We start from the raw sequence: 24,162 nt of genomic DNA, 5'->3' as shown, positions 1-24,162 counted from the left end.
CCATACTCATGGGGTGACTCCAGGTGCGTATGACGCGGTGATCCTGGCCGGGGGCGCCGCCCGGCGGCTCGGTGGGGTGGACAAGCCCGCACTGCGGGTGGGCGGGCGAGCCCTGCTCGACCGGGTGCTGGACGCTTGCCCCGGCGCCGGGCGGACCGTCGTCGTCGGCCCGCGCAGGCCCACGGTGCGGCCCGTGCGGTGGGCCCGGGAGGAGCCTCCCGGCGGTGGCCCGGTCGCGGCCGTCGACGCGGGCGTCCGGCAGACCACCGCTCCGGTCGTCCTCGTCCTCTCCGCCGACCTGCCCTTCCTCACCCCCGAGACCGTGGAGACCCTCCTCAACGGCGTCGAGGGCACCGAAGGCGCTCAGCTCGTCGACTCCGACGGCCGCGAGCAGCCCCTTGTCGCCGCCTACCGCGCCGAGCCGCTGCGCCGCGAGATCGCCCTCCTCGCCACCGAGCACGGCGGCCTCGGCGGGCTGCCCCTGCGCCTCCTCGTCTCCGAGCTGGCCCTGGCCCGCCTCCAGCACCCCACGGCATCGTTCGACTGCGACACCTGGGAGGACATCACCACGGCTCGAGCGCGCATCAGGGAGCATGGACGCGTGTTGGACGAATGGATTACCGCAGTCAAGGCCGAGCTCGGGATCGACCTGGATGTCGACACCGCGGCGCTACTCGATCTGGCCCGTGACGCCGCGCATAGCGTCGCCCGGCCCGCCGCCCCACTGACCACCTTCCTCGTCGGCTACGCCGCGGCCCAGAAGGGCGGCGGCCCGGAGGCACTGGCCGCCGCGACCGAGAAGGCCGCGGCGCTGGCCGCGCGTTGGGCCGAGGAGCAGTGACACCACGCAACCCCCGGGACGGGGACCCGCTCGGTCGAGAGGTCGACGAGGCGCTGGCGCTGGCCAACGAATCCCCACCGCAGGGTCCGGAGCCGCCACTCGACGAGGAGGACGAGGACTGGGCGGACGCGGCCCTGAACCTGGCCAACGGCCGCCCGGACCGGCCCGCCCCGGAACAAGGCCGCGACGACAGCGCCGACCCGACCGGGACGGACTGGGCCGAGACCGCGCTCGACCTGGCCCATGAGCGGCCGGCGAAACGGCGGGAGTGCCGCGATGAGACGGGAGGGGACGGGGGCGGAGAGGCGGGGGATCTGGAAGCCGACGTATACGTGTGGCGCCGATTTCTGGGTAACTCGACGTCAGAGGGCACTGGCAGCAAAAACACGCGGTCCAGGGCCCCCGCCCCACAGGCCCCGGCCCCGTACCCGAAACGCACCCCAGCCGCACCCACCTCCCACCCGCACCCCCTTATGGACAAACCGCACCACAGCCCCACCTCCTGGCCCGACGCCCGCGCCATCGCCGCCCGCGCCGCCGTCAAGGAGGCCGCCCACGCCGCCCCGGTGATGCGGCCGCTGTCCGAGGCGCTCGGGCAGGTCCTGGCCGCGCCGCTCGCCGCGCTCACCGACCTGCCGCCCTTCGACACCTCCGCCATGGACGGCTGGGCGCTCGCGGGCCCCGGCCCCTGGCGGCTGCCGACTGATGACAAGGACCAGGACCACGGCATCCTCGCCGGACACGGTGAGGCCGCCGCCCTGCCCGACGGCCACGCCGTCCGCATCGCCACCGGCGCCCGCGTCCCGCCCGGCGCCACCGCCGTGCTGCGCAGCGAGTACGGCACCGACGCGGGCGACGGCTGGCTCCACGCGTCCGCCGCCCACCCCGTCGTCCTCGGCCAGGACATCCGCACCCGCGGCCAGGAGTGCCGCAGCGGCGACCAGCTGCTCCCAGCCGGGACCCTGGTCACCCCGGCCGTACTGGGCCTGGCCGCCGCGGCCGGGTACGACGAGCTGCCGACGGTGCGCAGGCCGCGCGTCGAGGTGCTGGTCCTCGGCGATGAGCTGCTCACCGAGGGGCTGCCGCAGGACGGCCGGATCCGGGACGCGCTGGGGCCGATGGTCGGGCCGTGGCTGCGGGCGCTCGGTGCCGAGGTCACGAGCACCCGGCGGCTGGCCGACGAGGCGGACGCGGTGTGCGCGGCGGTGGCCGAGTCGTCCGCCGATGTCGTCGTGACGACCGGGGGCACGGCCGCGGGGCCCGTGGACCACGTCCACCCCACCCTGCGCCGCCTGGGCGCCGAACTGCTGGTGGACGGGGTCGCGGTGCGCCCCGGCCACCCGATGCTGCTCGCCCGGCTCGCACCCGAGAGCCCCGAGAGCCCCGAGAGCTCCGAGAGCTCCGAGAAGTCAGAAAAGGCCGAAAATCCCGGACCCCAGACCCGCCCCGCCCGGCATCTGGTGGGGCTCCCGGGCAATCCGCTCGCGGCGGTGTCCGGTCTGCTGACCCTCGCGGAGCCGCTGCTACGGACGCTGACGGGCCGCCCGGCGCCAGCCCCCGGCCCGGCCCCGCTGGCCGAGGCCGTACAGGGGCATCCGCGGGACACCCGGCTGGTCCCCGTGACCTTCCGGCAGGACGCGGCGGTGCCGCTGCGCTTCAACGGCCCGGCCATGCTGCGCGGAATCGCGGTGGCCGACGGCCTCGCCGTGATCCCGCCCGGCGGGGCGAAGCGGGGCACCGAGGTCGAGGTGCTGGATCTCCCGTGGTCGGCGATCGCGACAGAGCAACTGAGCCACGCGGACCAATCGCGCCACGCGGACCAAGCGCGCCACACAGACCAAACGCGCCACACAGACCAAACGCGCCACACAGACCAAACGCGCCACACGGGCCGAGCCAGCCAGGACACAGACCAGGCCGGCACCACAGACCGAGCCCGCCGCGCACCCCAAGCGAGCCGCCGCACGGACAAATCAGCGGGCCACGGAGATGGCGAGGACATATCCCCCGAGGAGGGCCCGGCGTGAAGCTGCCCAGCCATGACGCGGCCGCCCGCACCCCCGGGGACGGCGGCCACCGCGTCCATCTGCCCCGCTTCCGCGCGGGCCCGCTGCGCCAGGTCGCCAGCCGGCTGCTGCTGGCGCTGCTGGTGCTGGTGCTGACAGTGGTCATCGTGTACGTCGACCGCTCCGGCTACCACGACAACTCCGACGAGAGCGTCGACTTCCTCGACGCCGTCTACTACTCGACCGTCACGCTGTCGACGACCGGATACGGCGACATCGTGCCGTACAGCGACAGCGCGCGGCTCAGTAACATCCTGCTGGTCACGCCGTTGCGCGTACTGTTTCTGATCATCCTGGTCGGCACCACCCTGGAAGTCCTGGCCGAACGAACCCGCGAGCAGTACCGCCTGAACCGCTGGAGGTCAGCGTTGCGTGATCACACCGTCGTCGTCGGCTTCGGCACGAAGGGGCGGTCCGCGGTGCAGACCCTCTGCGCGACGGGACTGGCCAAGAACCGGGTGGTCGTGGTCGACCCCAACCACAAGGTGATCGAGGCGGCGAACGCGGACGGGTTCGCGGGGGTGGTGGGCGACGCGACCCGCAGCGATGTGCTGTTGCGCGCGGAGGCGCAGCGCGCCCGCCAGTTCGTGATCGCCACCCAGCGCGATGACACCGCCGTCCTGGTCACGCTGACGGCCCGGCAGCTCAACCGGGGCGCCAACATCGTGGCGGCGGTGCGCGAGGAGGAGAACGCGCCGCTGCTGCGCCAGTCCGGAGCCGACGCGGTGATCACCAGCGCCAGCGCGGCCGGCCGGCTGCTGGGCATGAGCGTGCAGAGTCCGACGGCCGGGGCGGTGATCGAGGACCTGATCCAGCAGGGCTCGGGCCTGGACCTGGTGGAGCGCACGGTGGTGAAGGCGGAGGTGGGCAAGTCGGTGCGGGACACCGACGACCTCGTGGTGTCGGTGCTGCGCGGCCATCGTCTGCTCGCGTACGACGACCCCGACGCCAGCCCGCTGCAGGCGGCCGACCGGCTGATCACGATCGTTCGCGCGCCGATGGTCCAGGAGTAGCCTCGCGGCCATGCATGCGATCACGATTCCCGAACCCGGTGGCCCCGAAGCCCTGGTATGGGCCGAGGTCCCCGATCCCGTACCCGGTGAGGGCGAGGTCCTGGTCGACGTGGCCGCCGCCGGCGTCAACCGCGCGGATGTGCTGCAGCGCCAGGGCGTCTATCCGCCACCCCCCGGAGCCGCGCCCTACGCCGGACTGGAGTGCTCGGGCCGGATCTCGGCGCTGGGCCCCGGCGTCACCGGCTGGGCCGTGGGCGACGAGGTATGCGCCCTGCTCGCGGGCGGTGGATATGCCGAGAAGGTGGTGGTTCCCTCGGGGCAGCTACTGCCCCTCCCCGAGGGCGTGGACCTGGTCACGGCCGCCGCGCTGCCCGAAGTGACCGCGACCGTATGGTCCAACGTCTTCATGATCTCCCATCTCCGGCCGGGCGAGACGCTGTTGGCGCACGGCGGATCGAGCGGTATCGGCACCATGGCGATCCAGCTCGCCAAGGCGGTCGGGGCGCGGGTCGCGGTGACCGCGGGCGGCCCGGAGAAGCTGGCGGCCTGCCGGGAGCTGGGCGCCGACGTCCTGATCGACTACCGCGAGCAGGACTTCGTCGAAGAGGTCCGCCGGGCCACCGACGGGGCCGGGGCGGACGTCATCCTGGACATCGTCGGCGCGAAGTACCTCGCCCGGAATCTGGAGACGCTCGCCACCAACGGCCGACTGGCGATCATCGGGCTGCAGGGCGGGGCGAAGGCCGAGCTGAACCTGGCCGGTCTGCTCGCCAAGAGCGCCGCCGTGACGGCCACCGGGCTGCGGGGCCGCTCGCTGGCGCAGAAGGCGGCGATCATCGCGGCGGTGCAGGAGCACGTCTGGCCGCTGATCGCGGGCGGCCGGGTCCGCCCGATCGTCTACCGCACCATCCCGATGCGGGATGCCCCGGAGGCCCACCGGCTGCTGGAGTCCAGCGAGCATGTGGGGAAGATCCTCCTGACGACCTGAGCGGCGCGGGCGGGCCCGGAGCGGCCCGGCACTGACCCGGCCCCGGCCCCGGCCGTACGGACGGCAGCGTCGCAGCCACGGCGGCGTCGCGGTCCGTACGGCGGCGCCCAGGGTGCCTGGTACGTACCCTCATGTGACGCTGATCCCGTTACGCAATGGTTCGGCACGGGAGGGTGACCACCGTGAACCCTGCGACACTCCGCACACTCCCCGCGGCGGCCCTGCTGGCGGGCACCGCCCTGACCGCCACCCAGGCGGCTCAGGCCGCCCACGCCGCATCCGCCACCTCCGCCGCCTCCACCACCCCCGCCGCCCGCGCCGACGACGACGGTGGCGGGCTGGCGGGCACCCGGGCGGGCGAGGGTCGTACGCACCCCGGCCGCACCCGGCCCCCCGCCCCCTCACCGTCGGACGAGGACCCCTCGGCCGGGCCACGGGAGGGAGACAGGGAGGGAGACAGGGAGGGAGACAGGGACGGAGACGGGAACGAGAGCGAGAGCGAGAACGAGGGCGAGAGCGAGAACGAGGGCGAGAGCGACGAGGGAGCCGGGCGGTTCTCGCTGGTGCCCGAGTGGACGCCGTCCTCCCTCCCCATGCCGCAGCGCCCGGACCGCCACCAGGCGCGCGAGCCGCTCCCCTCCGGGCAGCCTTACGGTGCTCAGCGGACCGCCGCCGAGCCCAGCGAGCGGGCGATGCGGGTGCTGCCGCTGGGCACCGGTCTCGCACTCACCGGTCTCGGCCTCGGCCTGGCGTTCTTCGGTTTGCGGCTGCGCCGCCGCTGACATCGGCGCCGAATCCTCGACCCTCGCCCGCCGGACCGGATGCCGGTGCGGAACAATAGGGGTATGAACCAGCCGATGAACGAACGAGCGCAGGAGACCCCGCACGTCCTGGTCGTCGGTCCGGACGGCATGGCACTCGGCGGCGTCGGTCCTGCTTCTGGCGAGGGTGGGGACGACGAGTCGCGCGAGATTCCCGTGACCGACATGGTGGAGCAGCCGGCGAAGGTCATGCGGATCGGCAGCATGATCAAGCAGCTTCTGGAGGAGGTGCGCGCCGCACCTCTCGACGAGGCCAGCCGGGTCCGGCTCAAGGAGATCCACTCCAGCTCGGTGAAGGAGCTGGAGGACGGGCTCGCACCCGAGCTGATCGGGGAGCTGGAGCGGCTGTCGCTGCCCTTCACGGACGAGGCGGTGCCGACCGAGGCGGAACTGCGCATTGCCCAGGCCCAGTTGGTCGGCTGGCTGGAGGGCCTGTTCCACGGCATCCAGACCACCCTGTTCGCGCAGCAGATGGCGGCGCGCGCCCAGCTTGAGCAGATGCGCCGGGCGCTGCCGCCCGGGCTCGGCGGGGGCGAGGAGGACGAGGACGCGCTCAAGCCGGGCGGCGCCCGCTCGGGCCCGTATCTCTGAGCCACGCACCGTACGCCGAAACGACGCCGCGGGCCGCACCTTCCGGTGCGGCCCGCGGCGTCGTGTGCGTCGGGCGGGGGTGCGCCGGGCGGGGCGCGCCGGGCGCGTGGCCGGCGCAGAGCCGTGGCTACCCCGGGTTACCCGTGGAGACGGTCAGCTCGATGGTGTCCGTCTTGGGGTTGTACGGCTCGTAGTTCCGGTACGTGTAATTGAGGACGGTGCCCTTGCCCCACAGATTCTCGTCCTGGGTCACCACGCGGTACTTCCAGCCCGCGGCCCGGATGCACTTCTTCACCGAGTCGATGTACAGGTTCTGGAAGTCGGGCACCGAGTATGTGCCCTTCTCGTCGGAGTCCTCGTAGGCGTCGGTGCACTTCGATGTTTCGATCGTCTTGGTCTTGTCGCCCATGCGGAAGCCCGCGGCGGTGTCGGAGGCCGACGGCTTCGACGGCTTGGCGCGGCCCCCGCCCCCCTTGCTCTCGTCCTTGGAGCCGTCGTCACCGCTGAACGCGATGGCCAGGACCACGGCGATGACCGCGACCGCCGCGACGGCGGCCGAGCCTATGATCACGCGCTTGTTGCCGTTGCCGCCGCCTCCGGACGGCGCCGAGGGCGAGATGCTGTACGGCGGCGGGGTGCTGGGGCCCTGGTACGAGGGCGCCGGGGTCTGGTAGCCGTGCTGCCCCATCGGCGCGGTGGCCGGGGCCGGGGTGGACGGGCCGAAGGTGCCGTACTGCCCGGGGGAGGGCTGCGGCTGATACGGCGTCTGGACGCTGCCGGGGCCGGGGGCGGGCGTCTGCTGGTCGATCGGCGGGAAGACCGCCGAGCCGACACCGACGCCGCTGCGGGCCGGCGGGCCGCCGCTGATGATGATCGGGGAGGCGCCGGTCTGCCCGGTACGGGTGACCCGGGCGCATTCGTCGCGCATGGCCTCGGCGGTCGGGAAGCGCTCGTTCGGGTTCTTCTTCAGGGCGCGGGCGACCAGCGCGTCCACCGCGGGGGGAATGGACTGGTTGATCGTGGAGGGCGCGACCGGCTCCTCCTGGACGTGCGCGTACGCGATGGCCAGCGGCGAGTCCGCGTCGAAGGGCAGCCGGCCGGTCAGCAGCTCGAAGAGCATGATGCCGACCGAGTACAGGTCGCTGCGGGCGTCGACGCCGCGGCCCAGCGCCTGCTCGGGGGAGAGGTACTGCGGGGTGCCGACGACCATGCCGGTCTGGGTCATGGAGGTGACCCCGGACTGCATGGCGCGGGCGATGCCGAAGTCCATGACTTTGACCACATTACGCTTGGTCATCATCACGTTACCGGGCTTGATATCGCGGTGAACCAGCCCCATCTCATGGCTGATTTCCAGCGCCGCCAGCACATCGCCGGTGATCTTGAGCGCCTTTTCGGTCGGCATCGCACCGTATTGCCGGACATCGGTGTCCAGAACCGCGCGCAACGGCTGGCCCTCGACGTACTCCATGACGATGTACGGCATCAGCGAGCCGTCGACGGAGTCCTCGCCGGTGTCGAAGACCGAGACGATATTGGTGTGCGTGAGTTTCGCTACAGCCTGGGCCTCGCGGCGGAACCGCTCGCGGAAGGACTGCTCGCGCCCCAGCTCGGTGTGCAGCGTCTTGATCGCGACCTGGCGGTCCAGTACGGAGTCATAGGCGAGGTGAACGGAGGCCATTCCGCCCTCGCCCAGCAGGTCACGCAGTTGATAGCGGCCGTTCGCCAGAGACTGGCCGTGATACCTGCCTGGTGCGCCGTACTGGCTCATTTCGTACTTCCCCCTCGGCGCACTCACTACTCTGACGCGCACGTTTCGACGCATTGATCTTGATGTTCTGGATATCGTGGCCAAGTCTGCCCCAGGCCACGGACACGTCAAGCCGCGTGCCCGTTCCGTGACCGGATGAGCAAGAACCCGTCACGCGATTTGCATCGCTTTAGCGTCAACAGGTTTGATGGCCGGTCCATCACCAACCGATGTACGGCGCGAAGGCTGTAGCGTGCCTAGCAGGAACCGTACCGCCCGTGGGCGGGGCGATCTCGACCAGACCCCCACCGAGAACGAGACGGCGAGGACCGATGGCACAGACCCAGAGCGCCCAGGGGCCCTCCGAACCTGACGCCAGCGGGTCCGGTATGCCGGATTTGCCCGAAGCGTGGGGCAATGGAGGACTTGTCGGCGATGGCCGATATCGACTTACCGGTCGTCTCGGCCGCGGCGGTATGGCGGAAGTCTTCGCCGCCGAGGACCTCCGGCTCGGCCGTACGGTCGCGGTCAAGCTGCTCCGCGCCGATCTGGCCGAGGACCCGGTGTCCAAGGCCCGCTTCACCCGCGAAGCACAGTCCGTCGCGGGGCTGAACCACCATGCCGTGGTGGCGGTTTACGACTCCGGCGAGGACACCGTCGGCCAGAACACCGTGCCGTACATCGTCATGGAGCTGGTCGAGGGCCGGACCATCCGCGATCTGCTGCTCAACGCCGAGGCCCCGCCGCCGGATCAGGCGCTGATCATCGTCTCCGGGGTGCTGGAGGCGCTCGCCTACAGCCATCAGCACGGCATCGTGCACCGTGACATCAAGCCCGCCAACGTGATCATCACCCACAGCGGCGCGGTCAAGGTGATGGACTTCGGCATCGCCCGCGCCCTGCACGGCGCGCAGTCCACGATGACCCAGACCGGCATGGTCATGGGCACACCCCAGTACCTCTCGCCGGAGCAGGCCCTCGGCAAGGCCGTGGACCACCGCTCCGACCTGTACGCCACCGGATGTCTGCTCTACGAGCTGCTGGCGCTTCGCCCGCCGTTCACCGGGGAGACCCCGCTGTCGGTGGTCTACCAGCACGTCCAGGACACCCCGGTGCCGCCCTCGGAGACCTCCGGCACCGTGCCGCCGGAGCTGGACGGCCTGGTCATGCGCTCCCTCGCCAAGGACCCGGACGACCGGTTCCAGAGCGCCGAGGAAATGCGCGGAATGGTCCAGTACGCGCTGCAGATGCTCCACGAGGCGGGCGGCCACACCGGTGTCTGGAGCACCGGCCCGGTCACCCAGCACCTGGGCGCCGCCACCCCCGCCATGGGCATGCCGGGGGTGCCCGGGGCCACCACCGCGCTGCCGCACCCCGGCCACGGCGAGACCTCCCAGCAGCCGATCGTCACCGGCCCCGGGGGCGGTGGCGGCGGCTACCACGGCGGTTCCGGCCGCCGTAAGGGCCGCGGCAAGGTGTGGCTGATCGCGGTGCTCGCGATGATCGCGGTCGCGGTGGGGGTCGCCTTCGCCGTGCAGCACGGCAAGAAGGACGGCGACAAAGAGCCGAGCAAGCCCAAGACGTCGGTCACCCAGGACAAGACCACCAAGCCGAGCGACGAGCAGACCGACGAGTCGACCGACGACTCGGTCCCGACCGACGAGTCCACCGACGACGGCACGGGCGACGACTACACCCCGACCCAGGACCCGACGCCGACGTACACCGACGAACCCACGGACGAGCCGACGGACTCGGAGACCGACCCGGGCACCAACGAGCCGACCGACGAGCCGACCGACCCGGGCACCAACGAGCCGACCGGCGATCCGACCACTCCGGGCGGCGGTGAGCCGACCACCGGGCCCACCGGTACGACGGGCGCCACGGACGGCGGCATTCCGTAACGGCCGGGGGCGCCCCGCGGCGCCCCCTCAGCCCGTCGGTCCCCCGGGCCCCTCACCCGCAGAAGGCGTCCCGGACCGCGTCGTACTCCCGGGTCCACCACACCACCAGCGCGGCGGCCGCCGGGAACTGCGGATCGGCGCGCCGGTCCCCGCGCTGGTAGCGCCAGCGCAGCATCCAGAAGTCGTTGAGCCGCTCCCACCACACCCGGTGCACGGCCGCGGCCATCTCCGAGGCCCCGGCCCCCGCCGTGCACCGGTACGCCCGTGCGTAGGAGCGCACCTTGGTGAGCTCCAGGGTGCCGTCCGGCCGTACGAAGAAGATCGCGGCGGCCCGGACCGCCTCCTCGGCGCGCGGCTGCACCCCGAGCCGGTCCCAGTCGACGATGGCGGCCGGTTCCGTGTCGCGGTAGAGCAGGTTCAGCGGGTGGAAGTCGCCGTGCACCCACCCGGCGACCGGGACGGCGTGGGCCTCCGGGCGGCGGTGGGCGTGCCGTTCCAGCAGCGCCCGCCGCTCGACCAGGCGGTGCTCGGCGAGTTCGTCGAAGGTGTCACGGTCCCGGCGCCCGCGGATCAGCGTGAGCAGCTCGTCGATGACGTCGAAGGTGCTCTCGGGGTCGGCCGCCTCCTCGGGTGGCTTGCGGTCGCCCGGACGGGCCCGCATGACGCGCTCCAGACAGGTGTGAACAAGTCCGAGCAGCCCGCCCAGCCGCCAGCACTGGGGGGCGGTCAGCTCACCTCCGGCGCGGTGCTGTCCGTCGATCCAGGGGTGTAAGGCGTAGCAGCGGCCGCCGATGACGGCGACCGTACGGCCGTCGGCGTCGGGGACCGGCGGGGCGACGGGCACCCCGAGCGCGTCCAGCCGCTGGGTGACCCGGTGCTGGCGGGCGATGGCGGTGCGGTCGCCGTCGAGGTGGTGTTTGAGGAAGAACCAGCCGCGGGTGGTGGCGAGGCGGTAGCCCCGGTTGAGCAGCCCCTGGGTGAGCGGTTCGCAGGAGACGGCCTCACCGGCGCTGTCGTAGCGGCGGAGCAGGGCGCCCAGGGTTTCCCCGTCGGGAGCGGCCTCGGCGGAGTGTACATGTGAGCGCGGCACCTGCCAGATGTTAGATCACCGGGGATCACCGCCACGGCGCGCGAGGACGACGACGCACGGCACACCGGGGTACGGCCGGTTGACCGGGACGGGGTCGACGCGTCTCGGCCCGCGTCGCCCGCCCGGGGCTGGGGTGTCCGACGGGTCTTGGCATCTGCGGCGGGCTGTTTCCCCTCCCCGCCCCTTCCCTCAACTGGGGCTCCGCCCCAGACCCCGGGGTCCAGGGGCGAGGTGCCGCGCGGCGGACACCCCTGTAGCGCCTCCGGGCGTGCGCCGCCCCGCCAGGGCTAGCGCCTCCGGGCCTGCGCCGCCCCCGCCAGGGCTAGCGCTTCTGTGGCTGTGTCGCCTGCATCCGGGCGACATAGGCCGCCGCCTGCGACCGGCGCTCCATGCCCAGCTTGGCGAGCAGGCTGGAGACATAGTTCTTGATCGTCTTCTCGGCGAGATGGAGCCGCTCGCCGATCGCCCGATTGGTGAGCCCCTCCCCGATCAGCAGCAGGATCCGGCGCTCCTGCTCGGTGAGGGCGGCGAGCCGGTCGTCCGGTTTGGCGGCCGTCTGGCCGCGCAGCCGCTCCAGCACCCGGGCGGTGGCCACCGGGTCGAGCAGCGACCGGCCCGCGGCCACGTCCCGGACGGCGGAGAGCAGTTCCTCGCCGCGGATGTCCTTCAGGACGTAGCCGGAGGCGCCCGCGATGATGGCGTCGAAGAGCGCCTCGTCGTCGGCGAAGGAGGTGAGCATCATGCAGCGGATGTTCTCGTCGCGGGCGCGGATCTCCCGGCAGACCTCGACTCCGCTGCGGTCGGGCAGCCGGATGTCCAGGACGGCGACATCCGGCCGGGCGGCCGGGATCCGTGCCAGGGCGTCGGCCGCGGTGCCCGCCTCGCCGACCACCTCCATGTCCGGCTCGCTCGCGAGCAGGTCCCGTACGCCGCGTCGGACGACTTCATGGTCGTCAACCAGGAAAATCCCTATTTTTCCTTCTTCGCGCACGCATCCAGTCTCACACACGATGTCTTCCCGTGTCCTTGTCCTGCGGGATAACGTGCGCTTGTCCGGCGGCCTGCGGGGCTGTGACCAGTGGATGTTTCCCCCCTCGCGCGGTTTACTTGGAAATCCAAGCAAAATTGCAGGTCAGGTGGGGTTTCGCAGACATGCGACGCACTGGGTAACGTGCCTTGTGCAGGGCCAGCCGCCGGGAACCTGTCACGCCCGGCCATGCCTCGGCGCACCCACCCCGTGTGCCGAGACGGAACGGGCGAGCCGCAACTGGCCGCCGGCGGATCCCGGGGGCCGGACAGACGGAGGAGCACACGTGACCGTGGAGAGCACTGCCGCGCGCAAGCCGCGCCGCAGCGGAGCCAAGCGCAGTACCACCGCGCGGGACGCCAAGAAGCAGCCTGAGGGCCAGACCGAACTCGTACAGCTGCTGACCCCCGAGGGCGAGCGTGTCGAGCACCCCGAATACGCCATCGACCCGACCCCGGAGGAGCTGCGCGGTCTGTACCGGGACATGGTGCTGACACGGCGGTTCGACGCCGAGGCAACCACCCTGCAGCGCCAGGGCGAACTGGGCCTGTGGGCGTCGCTGCTCGGCCAGGAGGCGGCGCAGATCGGCTCCGGCCGGGCGCTGCACGACGACGACTACGTCTTCCCCACCTACCGCGAGCACGGTGTGGCCTGGTGCCGGGGCGTCGACCCGACCAACCTGCTGGGGATGTTCCGCGGGGTGAACCACGGCGGCTGGGACCCGAACAGCAACAACTTCCACCTGTACACCATCGTGATCGGCTCGCAGACGCTGCACGCGACCGGCTACGCGATGGGCGTCGCCAAGGACGGCGCCGACGCCGCGGTCCTGGCCTACTTCGGCGACGGGGCCTCCAGCCAGGGCGATGTCGCCGAATCGTTCACCTTCTCCGCGGTGTACAACGCCCCGGTGGTCTTCTTCTGCCAGAACAACCAGTGGGCCATCTCCGAGCCCACCGAGAAGCAGACCCGGGTCCCGCTCTACCAGCGCGCCCAGGGCTACGGCTTCCCCGGGGTGCGGGTGGACGGCAATGACGTGCTCGCCTGCCTGGCCGTCACCAAGGCCGCGCTGGAGCGGGCGCGCACCGGGCAGGGCCCGATGCTCATCGAGGCGTTCACCTACCGCATGGGCGCCCACACCACCTCCGACGACCCGACGCGTTACCGCTCCCCCGAGGAGCGGGAGCTGTGGGAGACCAAGGACCCGATCCTGCGGCTGCGCACCCTGCTGACCCGCGAGGGCCTGGCCGACGACGCGTACTTCGCCGAGCTGGAGCGGGAGAGCGACGCGCTGGCCAAGCGGGTGCGGGACGCGGTGCGGGCCATGCCCGACCCCGATGACATGGCGTTGTTCGAGCACACCTATGCCGACGGGCACGCGCTCGTCGACGAGGAGCGGGCGCAGTTCGCCGAGTACCAGGCTTCGTTCGTCACCGCTGAGGAGGGCATCTGACATGGCCGCCGAGAAGATGTCGCTCTCCAAGGCGATCAACGCGTCACTGCGCACGGCCCTCGAGTCCGACCCCAAGGTCCTGATCATGGGCGAGGACGTCGGCAAGCTGGGGGGCGTCTTCCGCGTCACCGACGGGCTGCAGAAGGACTTCGGCGAGGACCGGGTCATCGACACCCCGCTCGCCGAGTCCGGCATCGTGGGCACCGCGATCGGGCTGGCGCTGCGCGGCTACCGCCCGGTGGTGGAGATCCAGTTCGACGGTTTCGTCTTCCCCGCCTACGACCAGATCGTCACCCAGCTCGCCAAGATGCACGCACGGTCGCTCGGCAAGGTCAAGCTGCCGGTCGTCATCCGCATTCCGTACGGCGGCGGTATCGGCGCGGTGGAGCACCACAGCGAGTCGCCCGAGGCGCTGTTCGCGCATGTGGCCGGGCTGAAGGTGATCTCGCCCGCCAACGCCTCCGACGCCTACTGGATGCTGCAGCAGGCCATCGGCAGCGACGACCCGGTGATCTACTTCGAGCCCAAGCGCCGCTACCACGACAAGTCCGAGGTCGACACCGCCGCGATCCCCGGTCCGCTGCACGCCGCCCGGGTGGTGCGGCCGGGGGCGGACCTGACCCTCGCGGCCTACGGCCCGATGGTGAAGGTCGCCCTGGACGCCGCCGCGGCCGCCGCCGAGGAGGGCAAGTCGATCGAGGTCGTGGACCTGCGGTCGATGTCGCCGATCGACTTCGACACCATCCAGCGTTCCGTGGAGCGGACGGGGCGGCTGGTCGTCGTCCACGAGGCTCCGGTATTCCTGGGCACTGGGTCGGAGATCGCCGCACGCATCACCGAGAGGTGCTTCTATCACCTCCAGGCCCCGGTGCTGCGGGTCGGTGGCTTCCACTCGCCGTACCCGCCGTCACGGCTCGAGGACGAGTACCTTCCGGGGCTGGACCGGGTGCTCGACGCCGTAGACCGTGCGTTGGCGTACTGAAGGGCTTGAGGAGATCGTGACGATGACCGCAGTCGAACAGCGCTTCCGTGAGTTCAAGATGCCCGATGTGGGCGAGGGGCTGACCGAGGCCGAGATCCTCAAGTGGTTCGTGGCGCCGGGCGACACCGTGACCGACGGTCAGGTGGTGTGCGAGGTCGAGACCGCCAAGGCCGCCGTCGAGCTGCCCATCCCCTTCGACGGTGTGGTGCACGAGGTGCGCTTCGACGAGGGCACCACCGTGGACGTGGGCACGCCGATCATCTCGGTGGACACCGACCCCGGTGCGGGGGAGGCGGCGCCCCAGGCCGCTCCCGCCGCCGGGAAGCCCGCCGAGGAGCCCGCCGCCGAGGCCGAGCCCGCCGAGAAGGAGGGCCGCCAGGCCAATCTGGTCGGCTACGGAGCGGCGCCCGCCTCCACCAAGCGCCGTCCGCGCAAGCCGCTGCCGGGCCCCCAGCGCTCCGCGCCCGCCCCCTCCGCCGGGGCGCCCGCGCCCCAGGAGCCCGCCCCCGCGCCCGCGCGCCCCGAGGCCGCGCCCTCGCCCTCGCCCGCGCTGAACGGCAGTGGCCGGCCCGCCCGGCCGCTGGCCAAGCCGCCGGTCCGCAAGCTGGCCAAGGACCTGGGCATCGACCTGGAGGCGGTCACCCCGAGCGGGCCGGACGGGATCATCACCCGCGAGGACGTCCACGCGGCCGCCGAGGCCGTCCAGACGGCCCGGGAGACGCCCGTGGCGGCCCCGTCCAGGGCCGTGGAGGGCCGGGAGCGTCGGGTGCCCGTGAAGGGCGTACGGAAGGCCACCGCGCAGGCGATGGTCAACAGCGCCTTCACCGCCCCGCATGTGACCGAGTTCGTGACGGTCGACGTGACCCGCACGATGAAGCTCGTCGCCGACCTCAAGCAGGACCCGGCGATGGCCGGGCTGCGGGTCAACCCGCTGCTGCTGGTCGCCAAGGCCCTGCTGGTGGCCATCCGGCGCAACCCGGACGTCAACGCCACCTGGGACGAGGACAACCAGGAGATCGTCTACAAGGACTACGTCAATCTGGGCATCGCGGCGGCCACGCCGCGCGGGCTGATCGTCCCCAACATCAAGGACGCCCACGCCAAGACCCTGCCCGAACTGGCGTCCGCCCTGGGTGAGCTGGTCACCACCGCCCGTGAGGGCAAGACCACCCCGGCCGAGATGTCCGGCGGCACGGTCACCATCACCAACGTCGGCGTCTTCGGCATCGACGCGGGCACGCCGATCCTCAACCCCGGTGAGTCCGCGATCCTCGCCTTCGGCGCCGTCAAGCTCCAGCCGTGGGTCCACAAGGGCGAGGTCAAGCCCCGCCAGGTGACCACGCTCGCGCTCTCCTTCGACCACCGGCTGGTCGACGGCGAGCTGGGCTCCAAGGTGCTCGCGGACGTCGCGGCCGTCCTTGAGCGCCCCAAGCGCCTGATCACCTGGGCGTGATATAGCGGCAGACCTCATCCCCCGTCCGCGATGCGGACGGGGGATGAGTGCGCATGCATCTTGTATCTATGATGTGCGCATCATGAGTCCCGCCGATACGGCAACCAAGCCGCCCCCTGCCGCCGAACGCGTCTACCACCACGTCAAACAAGCCGTCCTCGACCGCCGCTACGAGGGCGGCACACTGCTGAGCGAGGGTGAACTCGCGGACGCCGTCGGGGTCTCCCGTACGCCCGTCCGGGAGGCCCTGCTGCGCCTGGAGGCCGAGGGGCTGCTCAAGCTCTATCCGAAGAAGGGCGCCCTGGTGCTGCCCGTCTCCTCCCAGGAGATCGCGGACGTGGTCGAGACCCGGCTGCTGGTGGAGCAGCACGCGGTCGCCAAGGTCGTCCCGGCCGGGGAGCAGCTCCTGGGGCGGCTCGAGGAGCTGCTGGAGGAGCAGAAGGTGCACGCGGCGGCCGGGGATCTGGCCGCCTTCGCGGCCGCCGACCGCTGCTTCCACGCGGCGATCGTCAGGGCGGCGGGAAACGCCATCCTGGCTCAGCTCTACGACCAGTTGAGGGACCGCCAGCTACGGATGGGCGTGGCCACCATGCACGCCGAGCCCGGCCGTATCGCCAAGAACATCACCGAGCACACGGAGATCCTCCGGGCCCTGCGCGCCGGGGACGCCGGGTTCGCGTCCGGGCTGGTGCAGCGCCATATCAGCTGGGTGAACAACCTCGCCCGGGGTGAGGAGCGATGACCTCGGCCCAGTTGCCCGGGGATCCGCCCGGCGGCCGTCGTGCCGTCGCCGTGTGGGGTCTGGGCGTCGCCGTCTACTTCGTCGCCATCACCTATCGCACCAGCCTCGGCGTCGCCGGTATCGACGCCGCCGAGCGCTTCCACATCAACGCCTCGGCGCTGTCGACCTTCTCCATCCTGCAGGTGCTGGTCTACGCCGGGATGCAGATACCGGTCGGGCTCATGGTCGACCGTCTCGGCACCCGTAAGGTGCTCATGCTCGGGGTGGTGCTCTTCACCCTGGGGCAGTTCGGCTTCGCGTTCTCCCACTCCTACGCGATGGCGCTGGGCTCCCGGGCGCTGCTCGGCTGCGGTGACGCGATGACCTTCATCAGCGTGCTGCGGCTCGGCTCGCGCTGGTTCCCGGCCCGCCGGGGGCCGCTCATCGCCCAGATCTCCGGGCTCTTCGGCATGGCGGGCAACCTGGTCTCCACGCTGGTGATCGCCCGGGCCCTGCACGGCGTCGGCTGGACCACGACCTTCGCGGGCAGCGCGCTCGGCGGCCTGGCCGTCTTCGTCCTGGTGCTGTTCTTCCTCAAGGACCACCCGAAGGGCTTCGAGCCCGCGCCCGCCACGCATCTGGGCGCCGACTACGTCCGCCGGCAGATCGCGGACGCCTGGCGCGAGCCCGGCACCCGGCTCGGCATGTGGGTGCACTTCACCACCCAGTTCCCGGCGATGGTCTTCCTGCTGCTGTGGGGGATGCCGTTCCTGGTCGAGGCGGAGGGACTGTCCCAGGCGACCGCGGGTCAGCTGCTGACCCTCGTGGTGCTCTCCAACATGGCGGTCGGCCTGGTCTACGGGCAGGTCATCGCCCGGCACCACGCCGCCCGCGCCCCGCTGGCCCTCGGCACGGTCGGCGCCACCGCGCTGCTGTGGGGCACCGTGCTGGTCTGGCCGTCCGCCCACGCGCCCATGTGGCTGCTGGTGGTCCTGTGCGTGGTGCTCGGCGCCTGCGGGCCCGCGTCGATGATCGGCTTCGACTTCGCCCGGCCCGCCAATCCGCCCGAGCGCACCGGCACCGCGTCGGGAATCGTCAACATGGGCGGCTTCACGGCCTCGATGACCACACTGCTGGCCGTCGGCGTGCTGCTGGACCTGACCGGCCAGAACTTCCGGATCGCGTTCGCCTCGGTGTTCGTGCTGCAGGCGCTCGGCATCAGCCAGATCCTGCGGCTGCGCGGCCGGGCGCACCGCCGGGAGCGCGAGCGCGTGGTCGCGAGCCGTGTCGAGGCCGTGCACGTACCGGCGTGACCCCCAGGGGCGTCCGGCGAGCTCCCCGAGGCGGCCCACGGCGTGACCCCAGGAGGCTTACGGCGTGATACTCACGGGTTGTACGGCCCGACCCTCCGGGTGCCGCTACGGCGTGATCCCAGACGCTGCGCGCCCCGACCCTCCGGGCCGCGCTACGGCGTGATCGCGAAGTGCCCGAGGATCGCCTCGGCGAGCTGCTGATCGCCCTCGATCTTCAGCCGCTCGGAGACCGCCTCGGGCCGCACCCGCCCACAGGCCAGCCGGACGTAGGTCTCCCAGTCCAGGGACAGGGTGGCCGTCGGCCCGAGCGAGACGCTGCCGTCGATGCTGCCCTGGCCGTCCGCGTCGACCCGCACCGTCCGCATGAACTCCACCGGGCCGTTCACATCGAAGACGACGGCCGACTGGGGCGCCGCGCCCGCGTCCTTGGCGACCACCTTCGGCAGCGCCGACAGCAGCAGGTCACGGGTGATCGTGGCGCCCGGCGAGTCCAGATTGCCGGGCTTGTTCAGGGCCCGGCGCAGATCCTGCTCATGCACCCAGACGTCGAAGACCCGCTTCATCAGGGCCTCCTCCAGCGTCACCTCGGAGCCGCCGGGCCAGCGCACCATGGCGTCCGCGGCGCGCTTCTCGTTCCGTAGCTGGCGGCCCCGCCGGATGACGGTGTACTCCAGCTCGGAGGTCATCTCGGGCGCGGTGTGACAGCGCCGGACGTCGACCTGGACCTCCATGTACCGCGACAGCTCGTTGGTGACGTGGAAAAGGTCGCGCGGCAGTGTGTGGATGGGGCGGGGATCGCCGAGCATCTCGCATTCGAGTCCGATCACATGCGAGACGACGTCCCGCACCGACCATCCCGGGCACTCGGTGGCGAGGTTCCACTCGCGCTCCGCGAGCGGATTCACCAACTCCGATATCGCGTCGATGGAGTGCGTCCAGGCGTCGATGGAAGTCTGAAGGCTGGGATGGACGGTCACGGGACCCCTCGGGCGGTTGGTGCGCGGGCTGGGTGCTGGTGTGTGCGTTCAAGTTACGCTGCCCACGAGCGCACGGGCAGTGCTTTCGGCTCTGATCGTAGGCCGGGATCGGCGGCCGGCGGCCTGCTCGCGATGGTAGTGTGCGCCCGCCCTCGCCTTATCTCCGGACGGACCCCCGCACATCGGTCGAAAGCCGTCGGGGGGCGGGGGAATGACACGGGTGGGGCTGCTGTTTCATGGGGATATGGCTCCACGTGCACGCGTCCGCGCCCCCGAACTGATCGGCCGGGGCGGCTGGCTCAATACCGGCGACAACGACCTCACCCTCACCGACCTGCGAGGGCGCATCGTCATCCTCGACTTTTGGACCTTCTGCTGTGTGAACTGTCTGCATGTCCTGGACGAGCTGCGCGAGCTGGAGGAGAAGCACCGCGACACCGTGGTGATCGTCGGGGTGCACTCGCCGAAGTTCGTCCACGAGGCGGAGCACCAGGCGGTCGTGGACGCGGTCGAGCGCTACGAGGTGCACCACCCGGTCCTCGACGACCCCGAGCTGGCCACCTGGAAGCAGTACGCGGTACGGGCCTGGCCCACCCTCGTCGTCATCGACCCCGAGGGCTATGTGGTCGCCCAGCACGCGGGCGAGGGCCACGCACACGCCCTGGAGACGCTCGTGGGGCAGCTCGAGGCCGAGCACGCCGCCAAGGGCACTCTGCGGCGCGGCGACGGCCCGTATGTGCCCCCGGAGCCGGTCCCCACCGAGCTGCGCTTCCCCGGTAAGGCGCTGCTGCTGCCCGGCGGCACCTTCCTCGTCTCGGACACCACCCGCCATCAGCTGGTGGAGCTCGCGGCGGACGGCGAGAGCGTGGTGCGGCGGATCGGTGCGGGCGAGCGCGGCCTTGACGATGGCACGAGCGAGCGGGCCCGCTTCAGCGAGCCCCAGGGGCTCGCCCTGCTCCCCGACGGCACCGTGGCCGTCGCCGACACCGTGAACCACGCGCTGCGCCGCTTCGACCCGGCCACCGGCGAGGTCACCACGCTCGCCGGGACCGGCCGCCAGTGGTGGCAGGGGTCGCCCACCGAGGGGCCCGCCCGGGAGGTCGACCTGTCCTCCCCCTGGGACGTCGCCTGGTTCGCCGGCCGGCTGTGGATCGCCATGGCGGGCGTCCACCAGTTGTGGACGTACGACCCGGAGGCCGGGACCGTACGGGCCGCCGCCGGGACCACCAACGAGGGTCTGGTCGACGGCCCCGCCGAGGAGGCGTGGTTCGCCCAGCCCTCCGGGCTCGCCGCGACCGGGGACCGGCTGTGGATCGCGGACTCCGAGACGTCCGCGGTGCGGTACGTCGAGCGCGACGGCGACGGCTTCGCCGTCCGTACGGCCGTCGGCACCGGGCTCTTCGACTTCGGCCACCGGGACGGCGCCGCCGAACAGGCGCTGCTCCAGCATCCGCTGGGCGTCACCGCGCTGCCCGACGGCTCGGTGGCGATCTCGGACACCTACAACCACGCGCTGCGCCGCTTCGACCCGGCCACCGGCGAGGTCTCCACGCTCGCCACGGATCTGCGCGAGCCCTCCGGCGCGGTCCTGGCCGACGGGGACATCGTCGTGGTGGAGTCCGCCCGGCACCGGCTGACCCGGCTGCGGCTGCCGGAGGAGGCCGTAAGGGTCGACGCGGTGGCCCACCGCACCCAGCGGGCCGCGACCGACATCGCCCCGGGGACGCTCCGGCTGGACGTGGTCTTCCAGGCGCCCGAGGGGCAGAAGCTGGACACCCGCTACGGCCCCTCCACCCGGCTGCTGGTCAGCTCCACCCCGCCCGAGCTGCTGGCCGAAGGAGACGGCGCGGGCACGGATCTGAACCGTGAGCTCGTCCTTACGGACGGCGTGACCGAGGGCGTGCTGCATGTCTCGGCGATGGCCGCCTCCTGTGACGACGACCCGAGCAACGAGTACCCGGCCTGCCATGTGCACCAGCAGGACTGGGGCGTCCCGGTGCGGATCACCGAGGGCGGCGCGAGGCGGCTGCCGCTGGTGCTGGCCGGGATGGACGGCTGAGTCCGGACCGGCGGTCAGTCCGGGCAGTTGGGCAGCGTGGAGTACTGCACCTGGTCCTGGCGGATCCGGATGCCCGGCACCCACATCCGCTTGCCGTCCTGTAAGACGCGGAACCACATGCTGCTGTGCCCGCCCGCCTCGTCGGTCACCGTGACGCCGTTGGCGATGCGGCAGTCGGCGCGCAGCACATCGCCGTGCCAGGCCCGGCCCACGATGTTCGACGGGCGGTAGGCCACGTACGGATCCTCGGCCAGGCCCAGGGAGCAGGCGCGGACGCGCTGGTGCCGGCAGTCCTTCTCGGCGTTGTAGACGGTGATCCGGGCGTCGCCCAGGGGCGAGGAGCCCGCCGCGCCGCCCGGGGGCCCGCCGTCGTCGGACGACCGGAGGGCGATCACGCCGGCCGTGCCCCCGGCGATGATGACGACGGCGCCCACCGCCGCGAGCGCGAGCCGCAGCCGGCGCCGGGCCGGCCGGCCCTCCGGAGGCTGCCCCGGGGGCGGCGACGCGGCCGCGGCGGGCTCCGGCCCGGTCCCCTCGGCGGCCTGAACGTCGGCCTCGGCTTCGGTGGCCTCGGCTTCGGTGGCCCGGTGCAGCAGGGTCACCAGTTCGGGCAGCCGGTCCTCGGCGGTGAAGGAGAGCTTGCCCCACTGGACCAGGAGCCGCTCGTCGGGGAGGCTCTGGCCGCGCAGATAGCGGGAGAGGGAGGACCGGCTCGCGGGCAGCCGCCCCTCCAGTTCCTTCAGACTGAGTCCCAGTTCGCCGTGCATCCGGCGCAGTGCGGTCACGAATTCCCGTACCGGGCCGGAGAGTTCCTCGGGAAGCGGGGCAAGCGGCTTGCGTCGCGGGTTCTCTGGGCGATTCGGATGCGCTGGCACGTACACCATTGCAGCACGGGATCATGAACATGCCGAGCGACACGTCCACACCCCCGAGGTGGACGTGCCGCTCGTTACAGGAACCGGGTCAGGAACGCATCAGTCCGTGAACTTCAGCGGCCGGTAGGGCTTGTACTCGCTGCCCGGCTCCAGTCCGTAGCGACGGGTCGTGTGATCCGTCCCGAAGTCGCCGCGCTGCTCGTAGGAGGTGTACGAGGTGTGGGCGGCGTCGTTCCACTTCTCGAACATCACGACATGGCGGGTGTTGTTGTTCCCGGACGCGTCGATCAGCAGATCCCCGGGCCGCAGGTCGTTCAGGGCGATCGGCTTGGTGATGCCGGAGCCGGTGAGGCCCACGGTGTTGGGGCCGGGCGCCTGCAGGCCCAGCGCCATGGAGACATAGCCCGAGCAGTCCTGGCGGTAGCCGTCCTTCCAGACCTGGGCCTGGCTGTACGGCACCCGGCCGCCGTTGTTGGCGGTCAGCCAGGTGGCGGCCCGCTGCAGCGCCTCGGCGCGGGTGCCGCCGGTCTGCGGCGGCTTCGGCGGCTCACCACCGCCGTTCTGCACCGGGACGCCGGGCAGCGAGTCCTGCGGGATGTCCACCGCGACGACGGTCACAAAGCCGCTGACCGGCCCGGTGATATGGGCCATATAGGTCGAGCAGGCCCCGTCCTCGCAGACCTTCTTGCCCGTGTTGACCTGGTAGTCGGCGGTGATGCGGTCCTGGCCCGGGGCGTCCTTGTTGAGCATGCCGACGGACGGGGAGCCGGTGTCGGCGCTCTGATGGACCACCCAGCGGGTGCCCCAGGTGGGGAAGTCGGCGGTGGCCGCGGCCTTGGTGCCGAACTCCCCCGTGGTCGTCTTCAGCTTGAGCGCCGCGGCCCCGCCCTGGGCCGATGTGGTGTCACGGCTCGTCAGGCCCTTCTCGGCGACCTTCCCGGCCTTCGCCGCCTTGGCGCCATGGCCCGCGGTGTCGGCTCCGCCCGAGCAGCCCACGAGTCCGGTGGCGCCGATGCCCGCCGCGGCGATCGCGGGGACCACCCTGCGCAGGAAGATCCGGCGTCGGCCGCCGCTGATGGAGTGCGTCATCTCTGGATTCCCCCTTGGTGAGAGCGCCGACGGCGGACGTCGGCACGGCTCGGTCGAGGCCGCCGGGCCGTTCGCCTCGGCGACGGGAACCACTGTGGGCCGCGGGGCGGGGCCTTTCGGGGGCCGAGCCGTCCTTTGGGACGTCCCATCCGGGCGCGCCCCTGATGACCTGCCAAGACGCCCACGGGAGAGGCCAGGAGCGGGACACGGAGGGCGGTGCCGTGGGACATGACGAGACGGCCCCCGCCGAGGCGGGGGCCGTCCGGGGCAGGTAGCCGGGGGGAGGCGGCTACCTGTCCAGCTGGGTGGCTCGGAATCGAGCGGTCACCGGAGTGGAAGGTCGAGCGGTCACCGGAGGGGTCGAGCGGTCACCGGAGGGAAGGTCAAGCGGTCACCAGAGCAGGGCGTCGGACGCGTCGCTCTGCCAGTAGCCGACCTCCGTCCCGTCGCCGACCTCCACCGAGTCGCCGGGGAGATCGACGGCGCGGCGGCTGTCCTCGCCGGGGAGGGAGACGGTCAACCCGGTGGCCTTACGGCCGTCGGCGGCCGGGGCGTTCGCCGCGGAGGTGGTCAGGCCCGCGTAACCGCTCTCGCCGGCGGGCAGCGTGACGACCGTCTGGGGCCGGGTGTCCCCGTCCTGCGGCACGGACGTCCGTCCGTCGTCGAACCGCACCACAGGGGAGCCGATGAGACGGCAGGTCACCCCGGACTGGTTGGTGATCTCCAGCAGCAGATGGTTGGCCGGCCGGGGGACGGAGGTGACGCTCACCGACATCGTGTCGAGACGGCAGACGCCGGTCTCGCCCTCGACGCCGCTGTCGGCCCGCAGACCGCCCTGGGCCCCGGCGTCGGCCCCGCCCGCCACCGTCTCCCGCGCGGCCTGCTGGGCGCCGCCCTGGAGGTCTTCCTCGTTGGCGGTGGGGACGGTGGGGAAGGCCGAGGCCATGCTCTCGGCCTTGCCTGCCGTCTTCACGCCCGATGCGTCGGCGGTGCCGCACGCCGCGAGGGTGATGCCCGCGGCGACGACCGTAAGGCCGGCCGCGACCGAGCGCAGGGTGCCGGGGCGGTGGGCGAGGCGAGCGGTGGTGAGCGGCATGGCGGGTCTCCCCTCAGCGGGCGTTCGGGCGTTTTCCGGTACGGCTCAAG

20 protein-coding genes are annotated in these 24,162 nt (G+C 72.0%); 13 read left to right on the top strand and 7 right to left on the bottom strand.

What is annotated here, in order from left to right:
* Positions 1-13: 13 nt before the first annotated feature.
* The 6 genes from J5X86_RS01355 (at position 14) to J5X86_RS01330 (ending at position 6,320) form a co-directional block, all read left to right on the top strand.
* Positions 14-841 (top strand): NTP transferase domain-containing protein, encoded by an 828-nt coding sequence (locus J5X86_RS01355; RefSeq protein WP_208515004.1) that lies wholly within the window; start codon positions 14-16, stop codon positions 839-841.
* Between the two features lie 332 nt (positions 842-1,173).
* Complete coding sequence (locus J5X86_RS01350) at positions 1,174-2,868, top strand: molybdopterin molybdotransferase MoeA (RefSeq protein ID WP_308124446.1); 1,695 nt, start codon at positions 1,174-1,176, stop codon at positions 2,866-2,868.
* Positions 2,865-3,920 (top strand): TrkA family potassium uptake protein, encoded by a 1,056-nt coding sequence (locus tag J5X86_RS01345; RefSeq protein WP_208515003.1) that lies wholly within the window; start codon positions 2,865-2,867, stop codon positions 3,918-3,920. The genes J5X86_RS01350 and J5X86_RS01345 overlap by 4 nt, the downstream gene beginning before the upstream one ends.
* A 10-nt stretch (positions 3,921-3,930) precedes the next feature.
* Positions 3,931-4,908, top strand: coding sequence for an NAD(P)H-quinone oxidoreductase (locus J5X86_RS01340; protein ID WP_208515002.1), 978 nt, complete (start codon positions 3,931-3,933; stop codon positions 4,906-4,908).
* A 182-nt stretch (positions 4,909-5,090) separates the two neighbouring features.
* Entirely contained in the window at positions 5,091-5,690 is a 600-nt protein-coding gene (locus tag J5X86_RS01335; RefSeq protein WP_208515001.1) for a hypothetical protein, read from the top strand.
* A 63-nt stretch (positions 5,691-5,753) separates the two neighbouring features.
* The gene (locus J5X86_RS01330) at positions 5,754-6,320 is read left to right on the top strand and encodes a bacterial proteasome activator family protein (protein ID WP_208515000.1); all 567 of its coding nucleotides are present in this window, start codon (positions 5,754-5,756) and stop codon (positions 6,318-6,320) included.
* 127 nt (positions 6,321-6,447) lie between these two features.
* Here the strand turns inward: J5X86_RS01330 and J5X86_RS01325 are convergent, their stop codons facing one another.
* The gene (locus J5X86_RS01325) at positions 6,448-8,091 is read right to left on the bottom strand and encodes a protein kinase (RefSeq protein ID WP_208514999.1); all 1,644 of its coding nucleotides are present in this window, start codon (positions 8,089-8,091) and stop codon (positions 6,448-6,450) included.
* A 311-nt stretch (positions 8,092-8,402) separates the two neighbouring features.
* Between J5X86_RS01325 and J5X86_RS01320 the strand changes: the two genes are divergently transcribed.
* Positions 8,403-9,977, top strand: coding sequence for a protein kinase (locus J5X86_RS01320; RefSeq protein WP_208514998.1), 1,575 nt, complete (start codon positions 8,403-8,405; stop codon positions 9,975-9,977).
* A 52-nt stretch (positions 9,978-10,029) separates the two neighbouring features.
* On the opposite strand, the gene J5X86_RS01315 is transcribed toward J5X86_RS01320, so the two are convergent.
* The gene (locus tag J5X86_RS01315; protein WP_208514997.1) at positions 10,030-11,067 is read right to left on the bottom strand and encodes a phosphotransferase; all 1,038 of its coding nucleotides are present in this window, start codon (positions 11,065-11,067) and stop codon (positions 10,030-10,032) included.
* 322 nt (positions 11,068-11,389) lie between these two features.
* Entirely contained in the window at positions 11,390-12,058 is a 669-nt protein-coding gene (locus tag J5X86_RS01310) for a response regulator transcription factor (protein ID WP_208514996.1), read from the bottom strand.
* 322 nt (positions 12,059-12,380) lie between these two features.
* Between J5X86_RS01310 and pdhA the strand changes: the two genes are divergently transcribed.
* The 5 genes from pdhA (at position 12,381) to J5X86_RS01285 (ending at position 18,016) form a co-directional block, all read left to right on the top strand.
* Positions 12,381-13,547 carry a pyruvate dehydrogenase (acetyl-transferring) E1 component subunit alpha gene (gene pdhA, locus J5X86_RS01305; protein ID WP_208514995.1) on the top strand — a complete coding sequence of 389 codons (1,167 nt, stop codon included), beginning with the start codon at positions 12,381-12,383 and terminating at the stop codon, positions 13,545-13,547.
* 1 nt (position 13,548) lies between these two features.
* Entirely contained in the window at positions 13,549-14,529 is a 981-nt protein-coding gene (locus J5X86_RS01300; protein WP_078642487.1) for an alpha-ketoacid dehydrogenase subunit beta, read from the top strand.
* A 22-nt stretch (positions 14,530-14,551) separates the two neighbouring features.
* On the top strand, positions 14,552-15,982 hold the full coding sequence (locus J5X86_RS01295) for a dihydrolipoamide acetyltransferase family protein (RefSeq protein ID WP_208514994.1): 1,431 nt from the start codon (positions 14,552-14,554) through the stop codon (positions 15,980-15,982).
* 82 nt (positions 15,983-16,064) lie between these two features.
* On the top strand, positions 16,065-16,724 hold the full coding sequence (locus J5X86_RS01290) for a GntR family transcriptional regulator (RefSeq protein ID WP_208514993.1): 660 nt from the start codon (positions 16,065-16,067) through the stop codon (positions 16,722-16,724).
* Positions 16,721-18,016, top strand: coding sequence for a nitrate/nitrite transporter (locus tag J5X86_RS01285; protein WP_208514992.1), 1,296 nt, complete (start codon positions 16,721-16,723; stop codon positions 18,014-18,016). Before J5X86_RS01290 ends, J5X86_RS01285 begins: the two co-directional genes overlap by 4 nt.
* 152 nt (positions 18,017-18,168) lie before the next feature.
* Here J5X86_RS01285 and J5X86_RS01280 read toward each other — a convergent pair whose 3' ends face one another.
* Positions 18,169-18,993 carry a maleylpyruvate isomerase family mycothiol-dependent enzyme gene (locus J5X86_RS01280; protein ID WP_208514991.1) on the bottom strand — a complete coding sequence of 275 codons (825 nt, stop codon included), beginning with the start codon at positions 18,991-18,993 and terminating at the stop codon, positions 18,169-18,171.
* Positions 18,994-19,237: 244 nt separating this feature from the next.
* Here J5X86_RS01280 and J5X86_RS01275 point away from each other — a divergent pair, with 244 nt between their 5' ends.
* The gene (locus tag J5X86_RS01275; RefSeq protein WP_208514990.1) at positions 19,238-21,052 is read left to right on the top strand and encodes an NHL domain-containing thioredoxin family protein; all 1,815 of its coding nucleotides are present in this window, start codon (positions 19,238-19,240) and stop codon (positions 21,050-21,052) included.
* A 14-nt stretch (positions 21,053-21,066) separates the two neighbouring features.
* On the opposite strand, the gene J5X86_RS01270 is transcribed toward J5X86_RS01275, so the two are convergent.
* The 3 genes from J5X86_RS01270 to J5X86_RS01260 all read right to left on the bottom strand — a co-directional run bounded on the left by J5X86_RS01270 (position 21,067) and on the right by J5X86_RS01260 (position 24,112).
* Entirely contained in the window at positions 21,067-21,837 is a 771-nt protein-coding gene (locus J5X86_RS01270; RefSeq protein ID WP_308124416.1) for a helix-turn-helix transcriptional regulator, read from the bottom strand.
* A gap of 189 nt (positions 21,838-22,026) precedes the next feature.
* Complete coding sequence (locus J5X86_RS01265) at positions 22,027-23,016, bottom strand: hypothetical protein (protein ID WP_208514988.1); 990 nt, start codon at positions 23,014-23,016, stop codon at positions 22,027-22,029.
* Between the two features lie 391 nt (positions 23,017-23,407).
* A complete protein-coding gene (locus J5X86_RS01260; RefSeq protein WP_208514987.1) occupies positions 23,408-24,112 on the bottom strand; it encodes a DUF4232 domain-containing protein in 705 nt (234 codons plus the stop codon).
* Positions 24,113-24,162 lie beyond the last annotated feature (50 nt).

It is taken from the genome of Streptomyces sp. NEAU-YJ-81, from assembly GCF_017592595.1.
GTDB classification, from domain to species: Bacteria; Actinomycetota; Actinomycetes; order Streptomycetales; family Streptomycetaceae; genus Streptomyces; species Streptomyces hygroscopicus_B.
This window is presented reverse-complemented; position numbering and strand designations above follow the sequence as displayed.